This is a genomic window from Sulfurospirillum sp. 1612, assembly GCF_036556685.1.
GTDB lineage: Bacteria > Campylobacterota > Campylobacteria > Campylobacterales > Sulfurospirillaceae > JAADIZ01.
Genome location: NZ_CP140614.1, coordinates 1,452,065 through 1,477,296 on the forward strand (window position 1 = coordinate 1,452,065; position 25,232 = coordinate 1,477,296).

Genomic DNA, 25,232 nt, shown 5'->3' on the forward strand with positions numbered 1-25,232 from the left:
AAAAAAACTTGGAAGCCTATTTAATCGAACTGCTACAACACTATGGCTATATCATACTCTATTTTTGGAGTATTTTAGAAGGTGAGATGGGACTCATCATGGCAGGAATCATGTCACATACAGGACATATGAACCTAGCCATTGCTATATTTGTCGCAGGTCTGGGAGGATTTACGGGAGATCAAATCTACTTTTTTATCGGTAGACACAATAAAAAATATGTCTACAAAAAGTTCAAAGGACAAAGAAGAAAATTTGCTTTAGCACATATTTTGTTAAAGAAAAACGGATGGCCCATCATCTTTTCACAACGCTATATGTATGGTATGAGAACTATTATCCCTATTTCCATAGGATTGACCAGGTATAGTGCGAAAAAATTCGCATTTATCAATCTACTGAGCGCATGGTGCTGGGCAACCGTCACCATAACACCCGCGTGGTTTTTTGGAGAAGAGATACTAGTGGTCATCCATTGGGCCAAAGCACATTGGTACTTAGCACTGCCACTTGCGGCGATTTTAGCCGGTGGTATCTATTACTATTTTCACAAAGCAACTGAGAAAAAAATCAAACAAGAGGTAAAAATATGAATTTTAAATTAATCGAAGATCAACTTAAAAACATCAAAGCAGATTGCGAAATTATCTTGGTACTCAATCAAGATATGACGCACAAATGGGTTCAAGATAGCGTTTTATTAGAACAAACTGATTTTCACGCTAAAAGTGACGAAGTTGTCTATTTAGCTTCACTTCAACGTGTATATGCCACACTAGAATCATTAGATCATGATGCCATCAGATTGGCTGTTGCCAATGCATATAAATGTATCAAAAACAACAAATTTGAAACATTAAAACTTGGCATCTATGGTGATACACAAAGTGTGAGTGCTTTGGTTGAAGGTTTTGTTTTAGGTGATTATGCTTTTGACAAATATAAAACTCAAAAAGCCACACACAACATCCATACAGTATTGATTGCCAGTGAGACTTATGACAACCAAAAGATTGACATCCAAGAGGCCAATACCGCCATCGCACGTGCTCAAATCATTGCTAATGCGACCAATGAAGCCAAAGAGATTGTCAATACGGCACCTTATGAAATGACTCCCGTCAAACTGGCTGAGTATGCAAAAAATCTTGCCGATTCCACTGAGGGGATTGAGTGTTTTATCGGGGATGAAACCTTTTTGGAAAAAGAGCAAATGGGAGCATTTCTAGCAGTAGCGAGAGCCAGCAGTGAAAAACCAAGACTCATTCATCTCAGCTATAAGCCTGCCAATGCAAAAAAACGATTTGTTTTTATTGGCAAAGGATTGACATATGATAGTGGTGGACTCAGTCTCAAACCAAGCGAGCATATGGTCAGCATGAAATCAGATAAAAGTGGTGCTTCAGCGGCACTTCATATCATCAAAGCAGCAGCACTTTTGAAACTTCCTTTTGAAGTTCATGCTGTCATTGGCGCGGCTGAGAATATGATTGGGGGAAATGCTTATAAACCTGATGATGTTTTAATCGCACGAAATGGCAAGAGTATTGAAGTGAGAAACACCGATGCAGAGGGAAGATTGGTTTTGGCAGATTGTTTGGATTATGCACAAGATCTCAATCCTGATGCGATGTTTGATCTCGCAACCTTGACCGGTGCGTGTGTTGTTGCACTGGGTGAATACACCAGTGTCGTCATGGGACACAGCAAAGATTTAAAAGAGAGTTTTTTATGCGCCGCGGAGCAAAGTGGTGAACTGGCTGCAACGCTTCCTTTTAACAACTATCTCAAAAAACTTTTAAAAAGTAATGTCGCCGATCTCTCCAATATCTCCAGTTCACGTTACGGTGGTGCCATCACGGCTGGATTATTTTTAGATCACTTCATCAAAGATGAATTTAAAGACAAATGGCTTCATCTTGACATTGCAGGACCGGCTTACATCGAAAAAGATTGGGGTTATAACCAATGTGGTGCCAGTGGTGCAGGTGTGAGAATGTGTACATATTGGATGATTAAAGCAGCAAAGGAAGATGCATAATGGGTTTAGGTGTCGGAATTGTAGGACTTCCAAATATCGGTAAATCAACAACGTTTAATGCCCTCACAAAGGCACAAAATGCTCAAAGCGAAAATTACCCTTTTTGTACTATTGAGCCCAATAAAGCAGTGGTACCTGTACCTGATCCTAGACTCTCTGAACTTGCGAAAATCGTCAATCCCGAAAGATTGCAATATTCTACGGTAGATTTTGTTGATATTGCAGGACTTGTCAAGGGGGCGAGCAAGGGAGAAGGATTAGGAAATAAATTTCTCTCCAACATCAGAGAAGTCGAAGTGATTCTTCATATGGTCCGCTGTTTTGTTGATGAAAATGTCGTCCACGTAGAGGGAGATGTCAATCCACTGCGAGATATTGAAATTATAGAAACCGAACTGATTTTGGCAGATGTGGAACAACTTGACAAAAAGATTGATAAACTCAATCGTCAAGCCAAATTTGACAAAGCAGCCAAAGCGACACTTGAAATTGCCCTAGAACTCAAAGCACATTTAGATGAACTACAACCGGTTAGTAATTTTGCAAAAAAAGAAGATGACCTGTTTATAGAATTAAACAAAGAGCTTAGATTCTTATCGGGCAAAGCCATCATTTATGGTGCTAATGTTGATGAAGATTCGCTCCTTGAAGACAATGAATTAGTAAAAATTGTAAAACAACATGCCCAAGAAGTTGGTGCTGAAGTCATCACACTCTGTGCCAAAATCGAAGAAGAATTAGTCACGCTTGAAGAAGAGGAAGCAGCAGAGTTCCTAGCAGATCTTGGCGTCGAAGAATCGGGACTCAATAAAATTATCCATACTGCTTTTGCAAAGCTGAATTTGATTAGCTATTTTACAGCCGGTGTCAAAGAAGTCCGAGCATGGACCATCAACAAAGGATGGAAAGCGCCAAAGGCCGCATCAGTCATTCACAATGATTTCGAAAAAGGCTTTATTCGTGCTGAAGTTATCAGCTATGAAGATTTTATCGCCTGTCATGGTGAAAATGGTGCGAAAGAAGCTGGAAAGATGCGATTAGAAGGTAAAGACTACGTCGTACAAGACGGTGATGTCATGCATTTTAGATTTAATGTATAGTATTTATCAAATATTTATCTTCTCACTATATGATATGAAAAAAATTAAAGGATAAAGATGAAAAAATTGTTAATCATTGTGATGATTATGTGTTTGGGTATCAGTTTACAAGCTGAAGATATTATCAAGACGTATAATATCAAAGATGCAAAAGGAAATATGGTTTCATTAGAGACAAAAGGGAGTGGTGTCAATTTTCCAGAATTTAAAGGCAAAGTTGTCTTGCTTGCGTTCTTTGGTAGATATTGTCCTCCTTGTATCGCAGAGATTCCTGAGTTGGTCAAACTCCAAAAAGAGTACGGCAAAAATTTTCAAATCGTCGCCATGCACGTCCAACAAAAGATGTCAGATACAGAGTTGCAAGATTTTGTAAGCTCACATAAAATAAACTATACCGTACTTCCTGCCACCGATCAAGTATTTGATTTTGCAAATTTCATATCACAAAGAACCGGATGGAAGGGTCAAATCCCCTACTCTATTCTTTTTGATAAAAATGGAAATGCCATCAAAACATATCTAGGAATGCAAAAAGAAGAGACGCTGACTAAAGACATCACTGATCTTTTTTAATAAAGGAAAAAAATGCAATATACCATCACTCAAGCACTTCCGGGGGCCAGACCTCCGGTACAAATCCCAAATCCGAAAGTGTTGCAAACGCTGGGAGAAGACGGTATGCGCCAACTGGTTTCAGAACACTATGAAATTCTAAAAATCAGTAGCATCAAACACCTTTTCCCTACTACGGATAAGGGGCTTGAGATGGCTAAAAAACATGCTGCAGATTTTTTCATTCAAATTTGTGGCGGTCCAAAATATTTTAATGAATCACGAGGAGCGCCTAAGATGGGGCAACGTCATGCCCCTTTCAAAATCACACCCACTGCGAGAAAAATCTGGCTTGAATCTTACATGATAGTTCTCAAAGATGTTGATTTAGAAGATAGTTTAAAACAATCATTTTGGAATTATCTTGATATCTTTTCAATTTGGATGATCAATACTCCAGAATAAACACCTCGGTCATGTTACCTCATTACTCAAAACATGACCCACGTCCCTCTTATCACATTACTTTTAGACAAGAATTTTAATAAAATTTCATGATTATAATTATAAAAAGACTCTTTACGGTCGCTTTTTTATCATTCTAAAATATTTAATACATTTTTAACACTCATATAATAGAATTTTGCTGTTTTTAGCATAATAATACTGATTGCATTGACATGAAGTTTAAAATTTGTGGGCCAAATCAAAACTTGATGTCACAATAGTAGTAGAAAAATATGAGTAAATTTGTCATGATAATTTTGGTGGAAATCGAAATCATTTGACACAAATTTAACACAATTTTTGTACTATTGCAAACACTAAAACGATAATAAGGAGCGTGGGTATGAATAAGAAGGTATGTATCTCAGTCATGTGTGCATTATGCATCAATGCGTATGCAACAGATTTGGGCAAGATTGAAGTGACAGATTTCAAAACGAGTAAAGTCGTAGAACATGTCAATCAAGAAGAGGTAAAAAGTGCGGATTTGGCAGAATCACTCTCACGAGTGGTACCGAGTATTTCACTGCAAAGACGTAGTGGTATTGCTAATGACATCATTCTAAGAGGTCAGAGAAAAGATGATATTAATGTTCTCATTGATGATGGTAAGATTTATGGAGCCTGCCCTAATAGAATGGATCCTCCAACATCACATGTCTTGACCAATAACATCGAAAAAGTAGAAGTGATTGAAGGGCCTTATGATGTCACAAACTTTGGAACACTCAGTGGTGTGGTAAAAGTAACAACAAGTAAACCAACCAAAGAAACTCATGGGGATGTCAATCTCAACGTCGGTAGTTGGGGCTATAAGAAGGCGTCTGCCTCTGTGAGTGGGGGGACTGATAAAGTGCGCGTCTTAATAGGTGCCTCAACAGAGCAAGGAGGGCAATATAAAGATGGCAATGGCAATACCTTAGCAGAACAACTCAAACTTGCCACCGATGGAACATCAGATGCTCCAAAACAATACAAACCAAGTGAGTTTGACAGAGACGCATACAAAAAGACATCATTTATGGGTAAATTGTATATTGATGTCACGGAGAATCAAGAGTTACAACTTGGCTATACCGGTAATAGAAGTGATAATATCCTCTATCCTTCTACTCCGATGGATGCCATCTCAGATGATTCAGATTTGTACAATGTCAAATATATCATTAAAAATCTCAACCAATACTCTGATCGATTGAATTTTGAGTATTATTACTCCACAGTTGACCATCCAATGACCACGCAGTATAGAAAAGCAAGTGATACTGCGATGGGAACCATGGCTAATGTCATGAGCTCCACCATCTATGGAGGAAAAATCAGCAATGACTTTCATATCGATGATGCCAAAATCTCTTATGGTATTGATGCGAGCAAGCGAAATTGGGATGGAAGGTATTGGAAAAATTACACCTCCGCCACACCGATTCCATCATTTAAAAGTATCCCGGATGTTGATACAACCAATGTTGCGCTCTTTACTAAAGGAAAGAAAAGTTACGGTAAATATGATCTAGAAGGTGGTTTGAGATACGATCATACAAAAATAGAAGCCGGCAATAGTGATCCAAGCAAAACCTATGATGATCTTAGTGGATATATCTTGGCCTATTATAACCAAAGTGATGCACTTAAATATTTTGCAGGCATCGGAAAATCCATCCGAGTCCCTGATGGCAAAGAGTCACACGACCGTGACAAAAGCAATGCATTGATTGGAAATCCAAATTTAAATGAAACCAAAAACTATGAAGCCGATCTTGGATTTGAAGTTCATCAAGATAATGCCGCCGTCAAAGTCAAACTCTTTTATAGTATCTTGAAAGATTTTATTATTTTCAACAAATCAGACAACCAATATCAAAATGTTGATGCTACACTTTATGGAGCAGAATTAAGTGGTACCTATTTTGCAACCGATTCGATCTACTTTGATTTTGGAGTCGCCTATCAAAGAGGTGAAAAAGATGAACCATTGGCAAATCAAACCAACACCAATCTACCATCAATTCCACCAATCAAAGCCAATATTGGTATCAACTATGATTATGATCCAACACTCTCTTTCAAAGCCGAAATCGTCGCTTCTGGCAAATGGTCTGATTATGATGCGGACAATGGCGAACAAGAGATCGATAGTTGGAGTATTGTCAATCTAAAAGCGAGCAAAGATTTCTATAAACGATTCAATATTACAGTGGGAATTAACAATATCTTTGACAAAGCATATGCGATTTCCAACACCTATAGCGATTTGACTTTAGTATCGGGAACCGCTAGTAATGTGATGCTATTAAATGAGCCAGGTCGATATTATTATATGAATCTAAAATATAAATTTTAGAAGATATAATGGATATTGAACTTCTAAAAAATCTTGTTGATTATGGGATTTTAGGCATATTGGGGTTGATGAGCTTTTTGGCGGTTTGGTTTTATATCGAGCGTTTGCTATTTTTTAGGCAGATTAAGATTGAACACTATCAACAAAAAGAGGCATTAGAGATTGATTTGACGAATAACATCACCATTCTCTCTACTTTTGGTTCAAATGCCCCTTATGTCGGGCTTCTTGGTACTGTTTTTGGTATCATCATCACCTTTTATGCGATGGGTCAAAGTGGGAATATGGATATCAAAACCATCATGACCTCTTTGGCATTAGCCCTAAAAGCAACCGCTATGGGATTAGCGGTTGCCATCCCATCGGTGATATTTTACAACCATCTCACAAGAAAAATCGAAGTCCTTTTGACACAATGGGATATACAAAATAAATGAAAATACAGAAATTTGACTCCATTAATGTCGTGCCTTTTATCGATATTATTTTGGTTTTGCTTGTGATTGTACTCACCACCGCAACTTTTATGGCCAATGGAGTCATCCCTGTAGATCTTAGCCAAAGCAAGAGTGCCATCCAAGATAAAAAACCGAAGATTTTGGTCATTACTATCAAAGAGCATGGAGATATTTTTCTAAATACACAAAAAGCCAATAAAGCTGATTTTGAGGCCCTACTCTCGCGCTATCCCATAAAGACACCCATCCATCTCAATTGCGATAAATCGACCAAATTTGACAATTTTATCTTCGTTTTGGATATTTTGAAACAAAAAGGCTACGAAAACTTAGGCATCATCACCAAACATGAATAGATACTTGATTTCATTTGCGCTTACAAGTGTGTTATATCTCTTCCTCATTTTTGCTCTATTTTTTTATTTTTCTGAGCCCATCGTTTTAAAAAAAGAGTCGAAAGAGTGCATCACGAAATTTAAGATTATCGAAGCAAAACCGGCTCCTAAACCGAAGCTAAAACCAAAACCTATTCCAAAGCCTGTGGTACAACCTAAGCCAAAGCCAAAGCCTAAACCTAAACCTAAACCTAAACCTAAACCAAAGCCGAAACCTAAACCTAAGCCGAAGCCCATTATTAAACCCAAACCCAAGTTAGCACCAAAGCCCATTCCTAAGCCAAAGCCGGAGCCAACACCAGCGATTGTACACCCTATTAAAGAACCCGTGGTTAAAAAACCTCAGGAAGTTGTACAAGAGCACATTTCAAAACCAATCGTGACGAAAACCACCAACAAGATAATCAAACAAGACCAGCAAGAAGATAGCATCAAGGAGCAAAAACGTTTGCGTTTCATTATCAAACTACGAGAGCGCATCAATCACAATAAATTTTATCCAAATCGTGCCATCAAGATGGGAATAGAAGGAAGTGTTGCTGTTGAATTTATGTTAAATGAAGATGGTAGCATCACGAATATTCATGTACTTTCAGGTCAAAAAGTTTTTCGAAATTCAGCATGCAAGGCTATCGAAGATAGTGCCCCGATTCACGTAGAAGCAGGACTTTTTGATTTTCCAAAGCAATTTAAAGTGACGCTTGTTTATGATCTTCAATAGAGGCTAAAACTTCACCAAATTTGATATGTTTTTTGCTATCACATGCGAGTGTAACTAAATCTTTTTCAAAAAACATGACGATAGTAGATCCCATCTCAAAGCGTCCCAATTCTGTTCCTTTTGCGAGAAAAAGATCACGATATTTATAGACACTGACCTCTTGGGCATCAATATTGGTCTGGATATTTTCATCAAATATAAAGCTGATTTTCCCCACATTAAGGGCACCAACGAATACCATATAAAAAATCTTGTCTTCCATCGTTTTACACTCAAGTATCACCCGTTCATTTTCGACAAAAAGTTGGGGCACTTTGTGCAACCATTTGAGATTGACAGGATATAATTTACCGGGGATATGGACAGCTTTTTGGATTTTCATATCAATAGGAGTATGGTATCTATGATAATCACTCGGTGAGAGATAGAGGTTGACAAAATCTCCGCCATTGATTCTTTTTTGAGATCGGGTATCGATTTTTTTACTCAGCAATTCATGAACATTATATTTAAATCCCTTAATTTGCAATGCAGTATATTGATCTACCCTACCATATTCGCTAATCATACTGTCGCTTGGAGAGATAAAATTATCAGCATCATGATTAAATTCCCGCGTCTTTATAAATGCTCTCGTAAACAGTGCATTTAAACTTTCATATTTCGAGCTATCATAAAATTCACTCAAATCCACTTTCATCATTTTTACATAACACAAGTTAATAATTTTTTGAAAAAATGGAGGGAATTTCGTCGATGCAAATCTACCAAAAACCCTAGAAACCGCTGACGTTGTTATCATATATACAATCCTATAACTATGAGATAATCTCTATTTTAGCGATAAATTAATTAATATAAAGTGAAGTGAAGTTATTTTTTGGTAAAATAATTGGCTTAAAAATGGATAAGAAGGAATAAAATTTGAGAAGTCATTATTGCACAGAATTAGATGAGAAAAATATAGGCGAGATCGTAGAAGTATGCGGATGGAGCAATAACAGCAGAGACCATGGTGGCGTCATATTTATAGATTTGAGAGATAAAAGCGGATTAGTACAATTAGTCTGTGATCCAACCGATAGTACTACAGCACATGAAACAGCCAATAAAGTCAGAGACGAGTACGTGCTCAAAGCCAAAGGAAAAGTCAGAGCTAGAGGTGAAGGCCTTGAAAATCCCAATCTCAAAACGGGTAAGATAGAGATTGTCGTAGAAGATTTGATTATTGAAAATATTAGCGAGCCCGTACCTTTTGTCATCGGCGATAATAATGTCGGTGAAGATGTGAGATTAAAATACCGATATTTAGATTTAAGAAATAAAAAATCCTATGATATTTTCAAGCTCCGAAGTAAAGCAACGATTGCGGCAAGAAACCTACTCGATCAAGAAGGATTTTTAGAAGTAGAAACGCCTATTTTAACCAAATCCACACCAGAAGGTGCGCGAGATTATTTGGTCCCTAGTCGTGTTCACAATGGTGAATTTTTCGCATTGCCTCAATCCCCACAACTCTTTAAACAACTTTTAATGTGTTCTGGATTTGATCGATATTTTCAAATTGCTAAATGCTTTAGAGATGAAGATTTAAGAGCAGACAGGCAACCTGAATTTACACAAATCGACTTAGAGATGAGCTTTTGTACACAAGAAGATATTATCAGAGTCACCGAATCCCTACTCCAAGAAATCTTCAAAGCGTGTGGTCATGATATCCAAATTCCTTTTAATAGATTGCGATATAAAGATGCGATGGAAAAATATGGTAGTGACAAACCAGACCTTCGCTACGATTTATCGATGATTGACGTCATTGATATCTTTGCACGCTCTAGCAATGAAATCTTTAGCTCCATTGCGAAAGATAAGAAAAACAACCGAATCAAAGCACTCAAAGTGCCAAATGGCGACAATATCTTTTCAAAAAGACAAATGAAGGGTTTTGAAGATTATGTCAGAAAATTTGGTGCCTCCGGTCTGGGATACTTTCAAATGAAAGAAGATGGACTCAAAGGTCCATTGACGAAATTTTTCACAGAAGAAGACCTCAATGAAATTATTGCCATCAGTGACTTAAAAGTCGGCGATGTCATCTTCTTTGGTGCGGGAGATAAAAAAATTGTACTTGATTATATGGGACGATTTAGAATCTACTTGGCTGAATTGATGGAGATTATTCCAAAAGATCGATTTGAATTTGTCTGGGTTGTTGACTTTGATATGTTTGAGGTCGAAGGAGAAGAAGTCAAAGCACTGCATCACCCATTTACCATGCCAAAAAATCTTGATGCTCCTGTTGAAGAGATGGAATCAATCGCTTATGACATCGTGCTCAATGGTGTAGAACTTGGCGGTGGAAGTATCAGGATTCATAAAAAAGAGATTCAAGAAAAAGTCTTTAAACTCTTGGGTATCAGTGATGAAGAAGCCAATGAAAAATTTGAATTTTTACTCGATGCACTTAAATTTGGTGCGCCACCACATGGTGGATTGGCCATCGGTTTGGATCGACTTATCATGCTCTTGACAAATTCAAGCAGCATCCGAGATGTCATTGCATTTCCTAAAACTCAAAAAGCACAATGTCTCCTAACCCAAGCCCCAAGTGCGGTAGATAATACACAACTACGAGAACTTGGCATCAGACTTCGAGAAACACCTGCTAATAAAGTACTATGAAAAAAATATTTTTAATCATCGGCGCTCCGGGAAGTGGCAAGACGACCGATGCAGAAATTATTGCAAAAAATCATCCCGATAAGGTAGCTCATTTTTCAACCGGTGAGCTTCTTCGAGAAGAGATTCAAACCGGGAGTGAATTGGGAAAAGAGATTGCCAATATCATCAACAAAGGCAATATCGTCTCAGCTAAAATAGCCGTACAAACGATTCTCAAAGCAGCCAAAGAAGCTTCACAAGAGATTATTCTCATCGACGGTTATCCACGCTCCATTGAGCAACTTGAGACCTTACATGAGCGACTTCTAACACAAAATGATATCGCATTACATCATGTCATCGAAGTGAGTGTCTCTTATGATGTGGCAAAAGCCAGAGTACTCGCACGATCTCGAGGTGTTGATGATGATGAGGCTATCTTTGAAAATCGAATCAAAGTCTATCAAGAACCCCTCGCCGCTATCGAAACATTTTATCAAAAAGAAAATCTACTGACTAAAATCAATGGAGAATATGACATCGATACTGTTGTCAAAAATATGGAAGATACGATACATGCAAACTTATAATTTTTATAGTGTTGTTATTGGCACCGAATTGATGAATGGCAGACGAGAAGATAAGCATTTTAATTTTATCAACAAAGCACTGAGAGATCGAGGTTTCAAACATTTTGCAAACTTCATGATTGTGGATGATGTCATCTTGATGGAGCGTGTTTTTGAAATGATCAAAAATGACCCTCACTCTATCATGTTTTGCTTTGGAGGTATCGGCTCAACTCCTGATGATTACACACGAGAAATAGCCGCCAAAGTATTTACCAATAATCAATCACAAACCCATCCAGAAGCGCTTCGACTCATTCTTGAAACCTTTCAAGACGAGGCCTATCCTCATCGTGTCAAAATGGCAAATTTACCACTAGGCGCATCACTTTTGGACAATGTCGTCAACAAAGTTCCTGGATTTTCACTAGAAGAGCGATTTTTCTTTGCGCCGGGCTTTCCATCGATGGCTTGGCCAATGTTTTCTAATATCCTTACAACGAAATTTAAGCCGCAACAGCAACACTATGCCTGTAGCTTTTTTGTCGAAGCCTCAGAAAATGACCTTATTGATATTATGGAAGCACTTCCTCATGATATTGAACTTTCATCACTACCAAAAATCGAAAATAACAAAAAAAGTGTCGAAATCTATCTCGCTTCAAAAGAGCAAGACTACCTCCATACCTGGTGCCAATTTTTTCAAAATGAGATGAAAAAACTCAACATTACTTTTCGACATCTTAAAACGATTTAATTTTTTAGAAAATAGTTATCCACACCATCAGCAATGCCCTTTGCAATCAAGTTTTGGTAGTAAAAACTAAAGAGTCTTGTCCCTTCTGTAGGATTGGTGATATAACCCGTCTCAATCAAAATGGCCGGCATTTGTGCACCAACTAAAACCCAAAAGGGTGCTTTTCTGACGCCCCCATCTACGATATGGTATTTTTTTCTAACATTTTGTAAAATGCCCTGTTGCACATCTAAGGCCATTTTATTAGCTTGGACAATCTTTTCTCGGTTAATAAGATTTAAAAAAGTGTTTTTTGAATAATAATCCATATCTTCTAAATCTACGCGGTTTTCAAGCGCAGCAACACGTTTGCTTCTCGCACTCCTAGCCGGTGAGAGAAAAAAGGTCTCAAGCCCTTTTGCACTATAATATTGACTCTTTTTAGGCGCAGCATTGGCATGGATTGAGATAAAGAGATCCGCTCGCTTTTGATTTGCGAAGCGTGTACGATTTCGTAATTTCACAAAATAATCACCACGACGGGTCATATAGACACGATAGCCTCTTTTTTTGAGTTCTTTATAGGTTTTTAACGCGATACTTAATACCGCATTTTTTTCATAGCGCCTTTTATAACCAATGGCACCTGAATCTTTTCCGCCATGTCCGGGGTCAAGTACGATAATTTTATTTCTTGGGTTAAAAGTGAGAAAATTTGTCTTTTTCACTGCTTTTTTAGTGACTTTTGGTGTCGGTTTTTTGCTACTCTTCTTGGTGATTTTTTTATGGCTTGAGAGCGGTGGTGTATAATAGATATGTATTTTTGACGCATGAATACTGAAACGATAACGTATGACTTTAGTACTCACAAGCACCATCCGCACGGTATTTTTATTGTACCATGCAATGCGTATCTCTTTCAGTCCTCGAGGCGTTTTGAGTTTGCCTAAGGTTGATAATCTGGCATGAAAATCAAAAACTTTTTTGTATTCATGCTTGCCGTTAATCGCAAAGGTATTGATAGCCTTTTTTGCAATATTTTTATTAAAATAGAGTGTCACATCATGATCTCCGATTACAACGCGTTGCAATAGAGGGAAGTTATCATTTGCAGGTATCTGTTTTTTGCGTCCCCCAGAGGGTTTGCTTTTGGGATGTATTTTCGGTTTTATTGTATCATGAGAGGTAAGCGTACGCAATTCATTCTCATAATTTTTCGGACTTAATTTCAATATTTTCGAACTCTTGATGAGTCGTTTTAAGGTTTCTCTTTTTAGTGTCGTGTCATTGTTAATAATTGATTTGATATAAATATTTTGCAAAGAATGAAATATTCGAAACATCTCATTCTTATCGGCCTGTTCTATCTTTTTGTCATAAGAATAGACCTGTTTGAGATACGGTGAGCTTGCAAAAAGCATCACTGAAATAGAGATTAAAAGTGTTAAGGTTCTAACTATTTTCGCCATGCACCAACTTGTTAATAAGTTCTTTAACACTTATAATTTCACGGAGCTTATAACCGTTTGCTCCCGTGAAGAACAAGCCTGTTTCGGTTTTGCCCAAATAAGCATCAGACAATCGATCTGCGATACAATATCCCACTGCTTTGGCTTCTTGTCCCCTGTGACATGGGCTCACACAATTACTGATACATTTGATTTTCGGACCTTCTCTTTTATCCACCATCTCAATCAGATTGGTGCGCACTCCACGTGCGGGATATCCCACAGGGGATTTCAACAATTGAATATCCTCTTCTTTAGAATCTAAAATTACTTTTTTAAAATTATCACTCGCATCACATTCATGGGTTCCAATAAATCGTGTTCCCATTTGAACACCATCAGCTCCCAATTCAATCATCTTCAAGATATCATCATGATCCCAAACACCACCAGCAGCAATGAGTGGAAAATCTCCCCATTTTTTTATCTCTTCTTTGACCGGTTTTATCAAATTTTCAAGCTGATACTCTTCTTTAAAGCATTGCTCATAGGTAAATCCTTGATGCCCGCCACTTTTTGGTCCTTCAACGACTACAGCATCAGGGAGCCTATCATAGCGTTGTTTCCATCTTTTGCAAATGATTTTAAGCGCCTTAGCAGAAGAGACTATCGGCACTAAAGCCACATCGGGATACCCTTCTGTAAATTCGGGCATATTCGTAGGAAGACCCGCCCCTGTGATGATGATATCCACACCCAATTCACAAGCATCTCGAGCAACCCTACCATAATCATTGATAGCATACAAGATATTTGCAGCTATGGGTTTGCCATTGGCAATTTTTCGAGTATTGTTAATAATTGCTTTAAAACTCTCTCTAGAATAAAAATTTTCTGCCTCAAAAGGTCGCTCACTGATCTCTTTTTTGATGTATCGTTTGTCTTTGTAATATCCTGTTCCTACAGAGCTTATGACGCCTAAGCCTCCTTCAAGACTTACATTCCCGGCAAGTTTGTCCCAACTAATACCAAGGCCCATACCTCCTTGAATAATAGGATATTCTATAGTATATTTACCAATCTTAAGAGCTTTTAATGCCATCATGTTGCCTTTAGTTTTACAAATTTTCTCTTCCCTACTTGGAGTATATACTCACCTTGTTCTAATTGCATTTGAACATCATTGACTTTGACTTGATTCACACTTAGTGCATTTTGTTTGATATCTCTTCGTGCTTGAGAGGTTGAAGGCTCTAATCCACAATCAACCAAAGCTTGGGCAATCCAAATAGGAGCGTGACACTCATAAGTCTCCATGTCGCTTGGAAGTTGATTTTTTGAATGTACCTTATCAAACTCTTCTTTTGCTTGCACCGCCGCTTCTTCACTGTGATAGCGTGCTACTATCTCATGGGCTAGGTTTTCTTTGACGCGTTTTGGATGGATGATTCCATCTTTAACTTTTTGTTTCAATGCATCAATCTTATCAATAGAGAGCGCACTAAGTAACTCATAATAACGCCACATCAAATCATCACTAATGCTGAGCATTTTGCCAAACATTTCATTAGGCTCATCTGTTACGCCGATGTAATTCCCCAATGATTTGCTCATCTTATTGACGCCATCTAAGCCTTCAAGGAGTGGCATCATGATAACGGCTTGTTCTTTTCCAATATTATAAGCGCGTTGCAAATGTCTTCCCATCAATAGGTTGAACTTTTGATCCGTCCCGCCCATCTCGATATCTGATTTTTTAGCCACACTATCGTATCCCTGCAATAAAGGATACAAAAATTCGCTGATTGATATTGGTGCACCGGATTTGTATCTTTTATCAAAATCTTCACGCTCCAGCATTCTAGCGACATTAAAAGTCGTCGTTAACTCGAGCATACCACTCGCGCCTAGGGCTTCAATCCAGCTTGAATTAAATAAAATTTCTGTTTTACTACGATCTAATACTTTAAATACTTGCTCTTCATAACTTTTAGCATTAGCTAGAACCTGTTCTTTGTCTAACTTTTTTCGTGTTTCATTTTTGCCTGTAGGATCACCAATCATTCCGGTAAAATCGCCAATAATAAATTGCACGATGGCACCATATTTTTGGAACATGGCCATTTTTTGTAACAAAACGGTATGTCCAAGGTGTAAATCCGGTGCCGTAGGGTCAAACCCTGCTTTGACATAATAAGTCTGTCCTTTTTCAAAATAATTTTTTAACAGTGTTACAACTCTTTCTTCATCTATAATCTCACTAACACCGCGTTTTATCTCTATTAAAGCAGATTCTATCATCGTTATCCTTCTAATGTTTATATGCATCTGAAACGGAGACAAATTCTATGATATTAAATCGTGATTTTAAATTGTCTCGTATTGATTTTATAGGCTTATCCGGAATTTCAACAATCATGTCAAAATAATCCGCATGTCCCTCTTCTAACTTACCTAATTCTATTGTCACTAGGTTGATTTGCATTTTAGCCAAATAAAATAAAAAATTTGCTAAAGATCCCTTTTTATTTTCGATACTAACAAGCAATTTATACCTATCTGGTGCCTCTTTCGTCCATTTGACGAAGATAGCTGTCTCGCCAGCATCAAGTTGTTGATTGGCTTTTTTACAGAGTTTATGATGCACAAAAACATCATTGCCTTTTTTGAATCCTATGATATCATCACCCCGTTTTGGATGACAACAATAATCAAAGAAGACATCATTGATATTTTGATTTGAATACACCACAATATTTTCAAATTTTTGTTTTTTAACTTTATAACGATCGATTTTTAACAGAGGAAAAATTAATTTGTCAGTTTTAGAGTGTTTCTTCAGCAAGTTGACAACTTCTAAAAGATAAACAGAATCAATTGCAATTCTAGAGACTTTTTTGACAATATTTTCACGCTCTAGCCATTCGCTAATCTTTTTTTCACCAACATTGAAAATATAAGTCAAGATTCTCATCGCTATTTTATGATTAATCTCTCGTATTTTTTGACTGCAATTAACACGGATGGCATTACGTGCTTTTCCGGTTTTGACATTGTTAATCCAACTACATCTTAGTTGTGGCACATCGGTTGTGATGATACGCACAATATCACCGTTGTTCAGCTCACTCAGTAATGGTGTCTTTTGTTTGTTAACATAAGCATGACTGGCAAATAAACCAATTTCTGTATGGACTTCATACGCAAAATCTAAAACAGTCGCACCTCTTGGAAGCGTAAAAATATCACCTTTTGGAGAAAAGACAGCAATATCTTCACTGTAAAGATTATCTTTAGCAATCTCATAAAATTCTTCAATATTGTCAATTTGTTCATTTTGCGCTTTGAGATCATTGAGCCAATCCAAACTTGGATTTAAACCACCGGTTTTATATTTCCAATGGGCGGCAAGTCCAAACTCTGCGGTTCTATCCATATCGTAGGTTCTAATTTGTGATTCGATGATAGATTTATCATTAAAGACTGTCGTATGAATGGTCTGATAGCCATTTTCTTTGGAAATAGCAATATAATCTTTAAATCGTGATATCAAAGGATTAAACTCTTGATGGATAATACCTAGAACCTTGTAGCAGTCTAATGTCCTTTTTACAATCACACGAATCGCCAACAAATCGAGAACTTCTTCTAAAGAGATTCCTTTTCGTTGCATCTTTAAATAGATAGAATAATGATGTTTGACCCTTTTGATAATCGTAAATTCATCTTCGTTAAATCCATTTTTTATCATGAGGGTTCGAATCTTTGAGGCAAAATGATTTAATCTCAGTTGAAACTGTTGTTTGTGTTCATTGATAAAATCATCAATCTTCTTGTATTCTTGTGGCATGACATAATAAAAACTAGTATCTTCTAGATAGTTTTTAATTGAGGCGATACCCAAACGATGTGCAATAGGAGCATAAACAACAACAGTTTCTTCGCTAATGCGTTTTTGTTTGGCCTCTGGTAGTCCGTGGAGCGTCATCATATTGTGAAGTCGGTCACATAATTTAATCACCAATACCCGAACATCACTAATAGATGCCAACAGCATTTTTCTAAAAGTGAGTGCAGATGCGATAATCTTATCACTGGAACTTGAAGGGATTAATTCATTGCCCCTGATTTCCATAATCTTGGTCAATCCCTCAACCAAGCCTCCAATCTCTTTAGTAAAGAGTTGATCTATGGTTTTGATATCGCAATCAGTATCTTCCACCACATCGTGTAGCAAACCCGCTACAATCACCGCCTCATCACCACCATAATACGCGACTAAAGCCGCAGTTAAGATGGGATGATTGACATACTCTTCACCACTTTTTCGATATTGCCCTTGGTGCTGTTGAATCGAAAAATCAATCGCTTTTTGAATCAACGGTGTGATTTCTGTAAAACGCCTCAAAATCGATATAGAAGTCTCCACATCTTTTGAAGCTTTAAAGTCTAATGATAATTCTTCTAGTGTCATTTTAAATCAATTATTGAATCCAAAATAATTTGTCCTTCAGCAATCTCTTTCAAAGCAATATCAGTAAATTTTTCTTTATCAGTACTTGCTTTAACCAAAGGTTGTGCACCATTTGCTAATTGTTCTGCTCTTTTTGATACCATAATAGAGAGTAAATATCTATCGCTATCTACTTTTTTTAAAGCTTCTGCAATTACTTGTTCTGTTCTTATCATTATTTTTCCTTTTTTATTTTATTGTCATCTTTTTCAGGAGCCAAGCCCCTGAAAAATTCACACGCTACTAAAGCTTCGACTCTCGTCGAGATTTCTCTTTGTCATCTCTTTCAGGAGCCAAGCCCCTGAAAAATTCACACGCTACTAAAGCTTTTTAAGCCTTATACATTGTTTGTTTTATTTACAATCGAACAACTCTCATAATTGCCCTCAATAATACGCAAGAGATTTTCTTTCTCAAACATATTACAAACAATAATTGGCAAGCTATTATCTTTGGCCAAAGCGATTGACGTATCATCCATCACCTTAATATGGTCATCCATAGCCATTTCATAGCTGAGTCGATTGTATTTTTTAGCATCTGAAAATTTATTTGGGTCTCGATCATAAACGCCATCTACTTTTGTGGCTTTAATAATCATATCAGCATCAATCTCAATTGCGCGTAATGTAGCGGCGGTATCTGTTGTAAAAAACGGATTACCAGTACCTGCTGCAAAAATAACAATTCTGCCTTTTTCTAAGTGGCGTTTCGCGCGTCTTACGATAAAAGTTTCACTGATTGCTTCCATCTTGATAGCGCTTTGAACCCTAACATCCATCCCTACATGTTCTAGTGCTTCTTGCATCGCGATACTATTGATGACTGTCGAGAGCATCCCCATATAATCACCACTTGAGCGTTTAATAATACCATCTTTTGCAGCACTCACACCACGAATAATATTACCGCCACCAATAACAATACCGATTTCGATGTCATGTTCTACTAGAGTTTTAATCTCATTTGCAATAAATTTCAAGATAACAGTATCAATCCCAAATCCATTCTCACCGGCTAATGCTTCGCCTGAAAATTTCACTAAAACTCTTTTTCTTTTGTTGCTCATATATCCCTACCCTTTAAAATTAGAGGCCATCTTTAATAACCTTTGATAATTTACCCAAAAATAGCTAAAAAACTGATTTAATGCTTTAAAGCAATCAAATCTAGCGGATTTATGTGGTAATTTTTCTGAGTGACTTCAAAAGTCAATTCATCTTTAACTCTGCCGATAATGTACCCTTTTAGTATTTTTTTCCCTACTCTAATCGTCGGTGCAATTTGACTGAGATGTGCATATATCGTATGAATTCCGTGACTATTTTCAACAATCACTACCTTGTCTAATACCGCCGTATCTCTGGCAAACACCACTTTCCCATTCAAAACATTTTTAACTTTTGCATTACGAATATTGGACTCCATGACGATGGATTCATTGAATATTTTTATCTTATATATCGGATCAATATAATTTCCAAATTTTCGTTTGATGACAAAACTATCCAAAGGGGCAATCGTTTTTCTTCCACGATAACGCCTAACATTGGCACTTTGATACGAAGAGCCTATTTGTCTGACTTTGAGTGTTTTTTGATTTTTTGTAAGACGCTTTTGACGACGTGCTCTTGAAATTTCTTGTTTTTTTAATATCTTCAAGCGCTCCAAAGTCGCACGAATGCTTTGTTTTTCTTTGTCTAAGCGTACCAATCTTTTTTTATATCTTTTTTTCTCACTTGCCAAAGATTTTATCGCAGATTCTCGTCTTGCGATTAATCGTATTAACTCTTGTTTTTTTGATTTTAAATCCGAGATGTCCGCGCGTAATTTTTTGATTTTATTTTGGTGTGATGCGATATTTTTATTAATTTTTTCATAATTTTTTGCCAACTGGGCAAACTCTTTTTTCATGATGACATTCATTTTTTTGATTATTTCATCAATCAAAATCGAATTTTGAGTCTCAACATAATCCTTATCGCTGATAAGATAATAAGAAAAATCCTTGGCGATAATACGAATCAACTTGGCTTCGAGCGCTTTTTTTTCTTGGAGTAATTCTTTGTTATTATTTAGTAATTTACTCAGCGTACTCTTTTTGGTTTTGATATCTTTCTGACCAATTGATATGCTTTTATCTAGGGTGTTGATTTTCTTTTTTAATATTTCTAAATTTTTCATTTGAGTCAAAATTTGGCTGGCCAAACTTTTGAATTTTTTGTTGAGACTTTTCTCTTGTCTGCTTTTACTGCTAAGCGCACTCACTTTATTTTTGATTTCTTTATCAGTATTGGCTTCAAGCACCGTAAAGGTATAGCAAAGCAGCACGATGGCATATAATAACTTCATACCAATCAATCACTCATCTTCATAGAAACAAAGGTCACAATCACCAATGAAAAAACCAATGAAATGGCAAATAAAAGACCACCATCATGAAGCATGGAAAAAGATGGAAAATCAATATCCAACATGCTCAATTGCAGACGTACCGTCGTGCTACGCTGTAGGAGTTCAAAACAGCCTACTACAAAAACAGAACTAATCAAAGAATCAATCAAAACCAGCTTATACAAAAAGGCACTTTTCATCCAAAAAGTTGCACCAAAATAACTCATAATTTGCATCTTTTCTTCATGTTCTAAAATCCAAATCCGTATTTGTTTAAACAAAAGTAAAATCGAAATCAAAATAATAATACCCGAAAAGGCATAAGTAATCAGCTGTAAAATACGTAACACTTGAAATATATTTTCATAAGTCTTCGAGAACACTTCAACCTTAGAAATCGATTTTGAAGATAGCAACACTTTTTTTATCCTCTCGAGTCGATCTTTGGTTGGTAACACATTGAGTTTGAGAGAATAAAAATGCGGTAGTGCAATCTTTAGCAGTGCCAGATTATCAGCTGTCATGTCGTTTTTTAATTTATCCAATATTTTTTCAGAACTGATGGTGCTGATGGAAGCAACCTCAGACACTTGCTTTTGAATGTCATCCAGTTGCAACGTTTTGTTCGAAACAACAACAATCGAATAACTTGAAAGCATTTTTTTATCTTGACCTTTAATAATCTTATCAATCACAATACTAGATTCAACACTTAAAAGCAATACAAATAAAGAGAGGATGACTGAAATATGGTTTTTAAGGGACTTCATGTAAAATGCCTTTATCTAAAAAAAGATGTTTATAATCAATGCCAATGGTTGAGGGAATATGATGGGTGACGACCACAACTGTCGTACCTAAATGCTCTCTCGCATTTTTTAATAATCCCCAAATCACTTCGCTGGAATAATCATCTAAATTACCAGTGGGTTCATCTGCTAAAATCAAAATTGGATTGTGTGCCAAAGCTCTGGCAATCGCAACACGCTGCTGTTCTCCACCACTGAGCTCAAGAGGATATTTACCAATCTTATGCGTCAACTTAACATGCCTTAAAAGCTTGACAGCCTGTGCTTCGCAAACCGATTTTGAAAAGCCTCCAATCATGAGTGGCAACATAATATTTTTTTCAATCGTCCATGAGGGGATGAGTTTGTAATCTTGAAAAATAATCCCAAGATAACGTCGCAATAAATTAAGTTTGTTATTACCGATTTTTTGCATATTAATACCACAAATCTCTAAGATGCCTTTTTGGGCTGCTAATTCGCCATAAAAAGACTTGAGAAGTGTCGATTTGCCACTACCACTTTTGCCGGTGATAAATACAAAATCATGAGAGTGTACCCCCAAGGACGCTTCTGTGATGACCGGCTCTTCACGATCATAATTGATTGATAAATCTTGGGCGTGTATCACGTATTCCATCAAAGACTCCTTGAGCATACTACTGGGTTATTTTTGAATTTCATTGAGCCACTCTTTCATAGAGTCATGAGCTTTTTGATTGGCTTTGGTTGCCAAAACATTATCCGGAAAATATTGTGTTTTATCAGAAGAAAGATAAATAAAAGCCCGTTCATTTTTAAAACTTGAACCAAAAGAGACTTTGATAATCCCCTCATGCGTATCAATCTGATACATTTTCTCAATATGCAAAAAGTAGCTATCATCTTTGCGAAGTGTTGGTACAAAATTTTTATTGATTGTCGCAAAATCATACCCCTTTTCAAAAGCTAATTTCCCAATTTTTTCTTTTGCTTCATCACTATCATGATGTGTGAGTGTCAAATCATAAATATCTTTTTCTTGTCGCTTCCATCGATCTTCATACTTGCTACTGATGGCCAGTTCTTGATTCTTCTTAATAGAAAGCGTGGCTTTATTGAGCCGTAAAAATTCTCCCAACGAATAATGAAAATATTTGTCGCTATCAGTACGCAACTCAAGCGTCCCCTCAGGTTTCAAAATCCGAAGCGATTCTTGTATAAAATCTTGAGAGATAACTCTCCGGTGAGGTTTTTCATCCCAAGGTACCGGAAAATGCACAAAAATTCTACCCACACTATTTGAGGCTAAAAATTCAAAGAAAATACGCGCATCAAAATCAAGAAGTGCAATATTATTGATTTCTTGTAATTCACACTGTTTGGCCACTTGTTCAATAGAAGGCTTGTGAATCTCTAAACCGACAAACTGAATATCAGGATGCGCCTTTGCTTGATGCAACAAGTGCCTACCGCTCCCAAATCCGACCTCAACCCAAAGCTCTTTGTCGTATTGAAATGCATCAACAAAATAACTGATACTTTTTAGCGCAGCATAACTTTTCAATGTTTTGTACTTGTGCGAGTCGATATTGGAAAACAACACTTCACAACCACACAAATCCCTAAAATCTCGCATGGCTTGATGCACAAAAACCACTTGAGACGGTCGGGTAATTTTATCGGCTTTGATGAGATACGTGCCATTTTTTTCTCTTATCTGGATAAAAAATTCATAAGTTTTATGAATCACTTTGACGAGTTTTTCATGGTCGCTTGAGGCGACGAAACAGAAATGACTCTCTCCAAAAGTAGCAGGAAAATTAGGCATAGTGAGATTTTTGGTTTTTATGTTTGGCATATTTTTTACTGATCTTTTGGTATGGTAACGACGATAGATTCAGAGGGTTTTGATTCCAAACCGTATTTGTCAAGCTCAACAACACTGTATTTATAATCGACTCCTGGAATAACATCATGATCTTGATAGCTAAACGAGGTGATACCGGTCAGATTGACTTTTTTAGAACCATACTCTTTGATAATATTATAAGAAGCCGCACGATTATCATAGCTAGCCCATGTTAACATGATACTTTTGCCATCTTGCTTGGCTGATGTGATAGAAACCTCTTCTGGTATGCCAAGGGTACTACCCGCAACAGGGGAATCTTGACGTAATGATTCTAATACATCTTTATCCACGGCTGTGACTTTATAGTAATAGGTTTTACCATTATCATTGATCAAATCTTCAAATTTATTATCTTTTGTTTTGGCATAATAGCTATAAAATAAGATGGGATTGATAGTGCGATACACCTTGTAATATGAAAAATCAGGAATCGTACTCGCATCCCAACTCAAGACTATCTTTTTAGGCGCATTATTCGTCGCTCTAAGATTTTCTACCATAGGAGGCAAAGGCTTGGTATGCGCTTCGACAATCTGGCTTGGGTGTGAAATAATGCCATTGCACGTTTTTACTTTGATACGGTATCGATACAGATAATTATCTTTTAATCCCGCATCGATATACTCTGCACTCAAGCGCCCTTTTACTTCGGCAATTTGTTTCCATTCTGGGGAACTTAAATCATTTCTCTCTATAATATAAGATTCCACACTAGGATACTCTTGCGGTCTCCAAATCACTTTGACTCTATTGGGTAACCCTACAATGGCTTGAATAAAAGCAACAGAAGGAATCATTTTTTGAGTATCTACGGTAATCATTTCACTAGGAACAGATTCTCGACCCTCTTTTGAATAGGTGGAAAATCGGTAGTAATATTTAGTTTCTGGAGTGAGTTTTGTATCGACAAAATGGGTACTGTATCTATCTTTGACGGTCGCAATACGCTGCAACTTGGTGGAGGTCACTTTAGGATTAGATCGGTACACATAATAACCCGCAACACGCTCATCATAATTTGCCTTCCACTCAAAACCAACTTCTGTCATATCAGACAATGACTTGATTTGGGTCACCGTCGGCAAGGTCGAATCAATCTGAGGCTTTTTGGGAGCAAGCGGTGTCGTCTGACAGCCACTAAAAACGATGATGGAAGTGATTGATAATGTTATCAATTTTAATAGTTTCATGTATCTTATCCTTATCAAAATATTTATCTAGTACGTTTATAAAATCATCAAAAAGTGGTGCAAAAATCTGCATTGGCTCACCACTTGATGGATGCCTTAAATAGAGTATATATGCGTGCAACATAACTCTATTTATTTTAGCATTTTGGCTCTTAAACCCATATAAACTATCGCCTAAAATATGTCGGGAGAGGGAATTTAGATGGATTCGTATCTGATGGGTTCTACCCGTGTATAATTTTGCACCAATCAATTCAAATTTTTCGTTTTGTGAGAGTGCTATTTTAGAAAATGAACTTTTAGCATATTTACCCCCCTCCACTATCGCCATCTGGAGTCTATTTTTAGGATTTCTCGCTATTGGTTTTTCCACATCTTGATCTTCTTTTAGCGGTAAATCAATCACAGCAAGATAATAACGCCCCATACTTTTATCTTCCAATTGTTTAGATAACGCCACGTGAGCTTTGTTATTTTTGGCAACCACAAGCGCCCCACTCGTCTCTTTATCGATACGATGCACAATCCCATGACGCGCTTCTCCACTGATTGTCGAGAGTGAGATTCCTCTAAGTTTTAGCCAATCTACCAACGTGGCTTCTTTGACACTCGGTGCTCCATGCACGGTGAGAAATGGTGGCTTATTGACAATCAACATATCATCATCTTCATACAAAATATCAACATCAAAATCTACTTCATATTCGCTTTTCTCTTCATGCATCTCTTTGAATTCATACATCACTACATCACCGCTAGTAATCTTAAATCCCGGTTTTGTTATCTTTTTTTGATTAATATAAACACCGACATTTTTGATAAACTTTTCTACTTGAGAACGCGAGATATTTATCTCATGACTCAAGGCGATGTCAATTCGCGAATCTTCTTTGGCTTTAAAGGTCATTTTTCCTCTTTTTT

At 37.0% G+C, this 25,232-nt stretch carries 26 protein-coding genes; 12 read left to right on the forward strand and 14 right to left on the reverse strand.

From position 1 onward, the window contains the following. The first annotated feature begins 8 nt into the window (after positions 1-8). The 8 genes from SFB89_RS07285 to SFB89_RS07320 all read left to right on the forward strand — a co-directional run bounded on the left by SFB89_RS07285 (position 9) and on the right by SFB89_RS07320 (position 7,358). Positions 9-593 carry a DedA family protein gene (locus SFB89_RS07285; RefSeq protein WP_331774023.1) on the forward strand — a complete coding sequence of 195 codons (585 nt, stop codon included), beginning with the start codon at positions 9-11 and terminating at the stop codon, positions 591-593. Further along, a complete protein-coding gene (locus SFB89_RS07290) occupies positions 590-2,041 on the forward strand; it encodes a leucyl aminopeptidase (protein WP_331774024.1) in 1,452 nt (483 codons plus the stop codon). Before SFB89_RS07285 ends, SFB89_RS07290 begins: the two co-directional genes overlap by 4 nt. Then, positions 2,041-3,141, forward strand: coding sequence for a redox-regulated ATPase YchF (gene ychF, locus SFB89_RS07295; RefSeq protein ID WP_331774025.1), 1,101 nt, complete (start codon positions 2,041-2,043; stop codon positions 3,139-3,141). Before SFB89_RS07290 ends, ychF begins: the two co-directional genes overlap by 1 nt. A 57-nt stretch (positions 3,142-3,198) precedes the next feature. After that, the gene (locus SFB89_RS07300) at positions 3,199-3,714 is read left to right on the forward strand and encodes a TlpA family protein disulfide reductase (RefSeq protein WP_331774026.1); all 516 of its coding nucleotides are present in this window, start codon (positions 3,199-3,201) and stop codon (positions 3,712-3,714) included. A gap of 12 nt (positions 3,715-3,726) precedes the next feature. After that, positions 3,727-4,158, forward strand: a complete 432-nt coding sequence (locus tag SFB89_RS07305) for a globin domain-containing protein (protein WP_331774027.1) — start codon at positions 3,727-3,729, stop codon at positions 4,156-4,158. A gap of 385 nt (positions 4,159-4,543) precedes the next feature. Next, complete coding sequence (locus SFB89_RS07310; protein ID WP_331774028.1) at positions 4,544-6,544, forward strand: TonB-dependent receptor; 2,001 nt, start codon at positions 4,544-4,546, stop codon at positions 6,542-6,544. An 8-nt stretch (positions 6,545-6,552) separates the two neighbouring features. Further along, positions 6,553-6,981: a TonB-system energizer ExbB gene (exbB, locus tag SFB89_RS07315; protein WP_331774029.1), complete on the forward strand. Its 429-nt coding sequence runs from the start codon at positions 6,553-6,555 to the stop codon at positions 6,979-6,981. Then, positions 6,978-7,358, forward strand: coding sequence for an ExbD/TolR family protein (locus SFB89_RS07320; RefSeq protein WP_331774030.1), 381 nt, complete (start codon positions 6,978-6,980; stop codon positions 7,356-7,358). The genes exbB and SFB89_RS07320 overlap by 4 nt, the downstream gene beginning before the upstream one ends. A 63-nt stretch (positions 7,359-7,421) precedes the next feature. Here SFB89_RS07320 and SFB89_RS07325 read toward each other — a convergent pair whose 3' ends face one another. Further along, complete coding sequence (locus SFB89_RS07325; protein ID WP_331774031.1) at positions 7,422-7,652, reverse strand: hypothetical protein; 231 nt, start codon at positions 7,650-7,652, stop codon at positions 7,422-7,424. A gap of 73 nt (positions 7,653-7,725) precedes the next feature. Here SFB89_RS07325 and SFB89_RS07330 point away from each other — a divergent pair, with 73 nt between their 5' ends. Further along, positions 7,726-8,118, forward strand: coding sequence for an energy transducer TonB (locus SFB89_RS07330; RefSeq protein WP_331774032.1), 393 nt, complete (start codon positions 7,726-7,728; stop codon positions 8,116-8,118). Here SFB89_RS07330 and SFB89_RS07335 read toward each other — a convergent pair. After that, entirely contained in the window at positions 8,087-8,920 is an 834-nt protein-coding gene (locus tag SFB89_RS07335; protein ID WP_331774033.1) for a phosphatidylserine decarboxylase, read from the reverse strand. The two genes, SFB89_RS07330 and SFB89_RS07335, sit on opposite strands and share 32 nt — an antisense overlap. Before the next feature lie 122 nt (positions 8,921-9,042). On the opposite strand from SFB89_RS07335, the gene aspS reads away from it, so the two are divergent. The 3 genes from aspS to SFB89_RS07350 are packed head-to-tail and all read left to right on the forward strand — an operon-like array spanning position 9,043 to position 12,105. Beyond that, positions 9,043-10,800 (forward strand): aspartate--tRNA ligase, encoded by a 1,758-nt coding sequence (gene aspS, locus SFB89_RS07340; protein ID WP_331774034.1) that lies wholly within the window; start codon positions 9,043-9,045, stop codon positions 10,798-10,800. Further along, entirely contained in the window at positions 10,797-11,369 is a 573-nt protein-coding gene (locus SFB89_RS07345; protein ID WP_331774035.1) for an adenylate kinase, read from the forward strand. Before aspS ends, SFB89_RS07345 begins: the two co-directional genes overlap by 4 nt. Next, the gene (locus SFB89_RS07350; RefSeq protein WP_331774036.1) at positions 11,356-12,105 is read left to right on the forward strand and encodes a competence/damage-inducible protein A; all 750 of its coding nucleotides are present in this window, start codon (positions 11,356-11,358) and stop codon (positions 12,103-12,105) included. The genes SFB89_RS07345 and SFB89_RS07350 overlap by 14 nt, the downstream gene beginning before the upstream one ends. Here SFB89_RS07350 and SFB89_RS07355 read toward each other — a convergent pair. The 12 genes from SFB89_RS07355 to SFB89_RS07410 form a co-directional block, all read right to left on the reverse strand. Continuing rightward, the gene (locus SFB89_RS07355) at positions 12,102-13,553 is read right to left on the reverse strand and encodes an N-acetylmuramoyl-L-alanine amidase family protein (protein ID WP_331774037.1); all 1,452 of its coding nucleotides are present in this window, start codon (positions 13,551-13,553) and stop codon (positions 12,102-12,104) included. The two genes, SFB89_RS07350 and SFB89_RS07355, sit on opposite strands and share 4 nt — an antisense overlap. Continuing rightward, positions 13,537-14,634, reverse strand: a complete 1,098-nt coding sequence (locus SFB89_RS07360; protein ID WP_331774038.1) for a nitronate monooxygenase family protein — start codon at positions 14,632-14,634, stop codon at positions 13,537-13,539. The genes SFB89_RS07355 and SFB89_RS07360 overlap by 17 nt, the downstream gene beginning before the upstream one ends. Further along, the gene (tyrS, locus tag SFB89_RS07365; RefSeq protein ID WP_331774039.1) at positions 14,634-15,833 is read right to left on the reverse strand and encodes a tyrosine--tRNA ligase; all 1,200 of its coding nucleotides are present in this window, start codon (positions 15,831-15,833) and stop codon (positions 14,634-14,636) included. The genes SFB89_RS07360 and tyrS overlap by 1 nt, the downstream gene beginning before the upstream one ends. A gap of 10 nt (positions 15,834-15,843) precedes the next feature. Continuing rightward, the gene (locus tag SFB89_RS07370) at positions 15,844-18,006 is read right to left on the reverse strand and encodes a RelA/SpoT family protein (RefSeq protein ID WP_331774040.1); all 2,163 of its coding nucleotides are present in this window, start codon (positions 18,004-18,006) and stop codon (positions 15,844-15,846) included. Continuing rightward, the gene (locus SFB89_RS07375) at positions 18,003-18,218 is read right to left on the reverse strand and encodes a DNA-directed RNA polymerase subunit omega (protein WP_331776070.1); all 216 of its coding nucleotides are present in this window, start codon (positions 18,216-18,218) and stop codon (positions 18,003-18,005) included. The genes SFB89_RS07370 and SFB89_RS07375 overlap by 4 nt, the downstream gene beginning before the upstream one ends. A gap of 164 nt (positions 18,219-18,382) precedes the next feature. Next, positions 18,383-19,114, reverse strand: coding sequence for a UMP kinase (pyrH, locus tag SFB89_RS07380; RefSeq protein ID WP_331774041.1), 732 nt, complete (start codon positions 19,112-19,114; stop codon positions 18,383-18,385). 77 nt (positions 19,115-19,191) lie between these two features. Then, on the reverse strand, positions 19,192-20,397 hold the full coding sequence (locus SFB89_RS07385; protein WP_331774042.1) for a murein hydrolase activator EnvC family protein: 1,206 nt from the start codon (positions 20,395-20,397) through the stop codon (positions 19,192-19,194). A gap of 5 nt (positions 20,398-20,402) precedes the next feature. Then, positions 20,403-21,209, reverse strand: coding sequence for an FtsX-like permease family protein (locus SFB89_RS07390; protein WP_331774043.1), 807 nt, complete (start codon positions 21,207-21,209; stop codon positions 20,403-20,405). Continuing rightward, entirely contained in the window at positions 21,196-21,867 is a 672-nt protein-coding gene (locus SFB89_RS07395; protein WP_331774044.1) for a cell division ATP-binding protein FtsE, read from the reverse strand. Before SFB89_RS07395 ends, SFB89_RS07390 begins: the two co-directional genes overlap by 14 nt. 27 nt (positions 21,868-21,894) lie before the next feature. Then, the gene (gene trmB, locus SFB89_RS07400) at positions 21,895-23,067 is read right to left on the reverse strand and encodes a tRNA (guanosine(46)-N7)-methyltransferase TrmB (protein WP_331774045.1); all 1,173 of its coding nucleotides are present in this window, start codon (positions 23,065-23,067) and stop codon (positions 21,895-21,897) included. Positions 23,068-23,072: 5 nt separating this feature from the next. Further along, positions 23,073-24,311, reverse strand: a complete 1,239-nt coding sequence (locus SFB89_RS07405; protein ID WP_331774046.1) for a fibronectin type III domain-containing protein — start codon at positions 24,309-24,311, stop codon at positions 23,073-23,075. After that, complete coding sequence (locus tag SFB89_RS07410) at positions 24,259-25,218, reverse strand: RluA family pseudouridine synthase (protein WP_331774047.1); 960 nt, start codon at positions 25,216-25,218, stop codon at positions 24,259-24,261. The genes SFB89_RS07405 and SFB89_RS07410 overlap by 53 nt, the downstream gene beginning before the upstream one ends. Positions 25,219-25,232 lie beyond the last annotated feature (14 nt).

Excerpts from the sequence above, each read along its gene's own strand:
- SFB89_RS07290 (WP_331774024.1), top strand. The coding sequence starts at position 590 with ATGAATTTTAAATTAATCGAAGATCAACTTAAAAACATCAAAGCAGAT.
- ychF (WP_331774025.1), top strand. The coding sequence starts at position 2,041 with ATGGGTTTAGGTGTCGGAATTGTAGGACTTCCAAATATCGGTAAATCA.
- SFB89_RS07300 (WP_331774026.1), top strand. The coding sequence starts at position 3,199 with ATGAAAAAATTGTTAATCATTGTGATGATTATGTGTTTGGGTATCAGT.
- SFB89_RS07305 (WP_331774027.1), top strand. The coding sequence starts at position 3,727 with ATGCAATATACCATCACTCAAGCACTTCCGGGGGCCAGACCTCCGGTA.
- SFB89_RS07310 (WP_331774028.1), top strand. The coding sequence starts at position 4,544 with ATGAATAAGAAGGTATGTATCTCAGTCATGTGTGCATTATGCATCAAT.
- exbB (WP_331774029.1), top strand. The coding sequence starts at position 6,553 with ATGGATATTGAACTTCTAAAAAATCTTGTTGATTATGGGATTTTAGGC.
- SFB89_RS07320 (WP_331774030.1), top strand. The coding sequence starts at position 6,978 with ATGAAAATACAGAAATTTGACTCCATTAATGTCGTGCCTTTTATCGAT.
- SFB89_RS07335 (WP_331774033.1), bottom strand. The coding sequence starts at position 8,920 with ATGATAACAACGTCAGCGGTTTCTAGGGTTTTTGGTAGATTTGCATCG.
- SFB89_RS07345 (WP_331774035.1), top strand. The coding sequence starts at position 10,797 with ATGAAAAAAATATTTTTAATCATCGGCGCTCCGGGAAGTGGCAAGACG.
- SFB89_RS07350 (WP_331774036.1), top strand. The coding sequence starts at position 11,356 with ATGCAAACTTATAATTTTTATAGTGTTGTTATTGGCACCGAATTGATG.
- SFB89_RS07355 (WP_331774037.1), bottom strand. The coding sequence starts at position 13,553 with ATGGCGAAAATAGTTAGAACCTTAACACTTTTAATCTCTATTTCAGTG.
- SFB89_RS07360 (WP_331774038.1), bottom strand. The coding sequence starts at position 14,634 with ATGGCATTAAAAGCTCTTAAGATTGGTAAATATACTATAGAATATCCT.
- tyrS (WP_331774039.1), bottom strand. The coding sequence starts at position 15,833 with ATGATAGAATCTGCTTTAATAGAGATAAAACGCGGTGTTAGTGAGATT.
- SFB89_RS07370 (WP_331774040.1), bottom strand. The coding sequence starts at position 18,006 with ATGACACTAGAAGAATTATCATTAGACTTTAAAGCTTCAAAAGATGTG.
- pyrH (WP_331774041.1), bottom strand. The coding sequence starts at position 19,114 with ATGAGCAACAAAAGAAAAAGAGTTTTAGTGAAATTTTCAGGCGAAGCA.
- SFB89_RS07385 (WP_331774042.1), bottom strand. The coding sequence starts at position 20,397 with ATGAAGTTATTATATGCCATCGTGCTGCTTTGCTATACCTTTACGGTG.
- SFB89_RS07390 (WP_331774043.1), bottom strand. The coding sequence starts at position 21,209 with ATGAAGTCCCTTAAAAACCATATTTCAGTCATCCTCTCTTTATTTGTA.
- SFB89_RS07395 (WP_331774044.1), bottom strand. The coding sequence starts at position 21,867 with ATGGAATACGTGATACACGCCCAAGATTTATCAATCAATTATGATCGT.
- trmB (WP_331774045.1), bottom strand. The coding sequence starts at position 23,067 with ATGCCAAACATAAAAACCAAAAATCTCACTATGCCTAATTTTCCTGCT.
- SFB89_RS07405 (WP_331774046.1), bottom strand. The coding sequence starts at position 24,311 with ATGAAACTATTAAAATTGATAACATTATCAATCACTTCCATCATCGTT.
- SFB89_RS07410 (WP_331774047.1), bottom strand. The coding sequence starts at position 25,218 with ATGACCTTTAAAGCCAAAGAAGATTCGCGAATTGACATCGCCTTGAGT.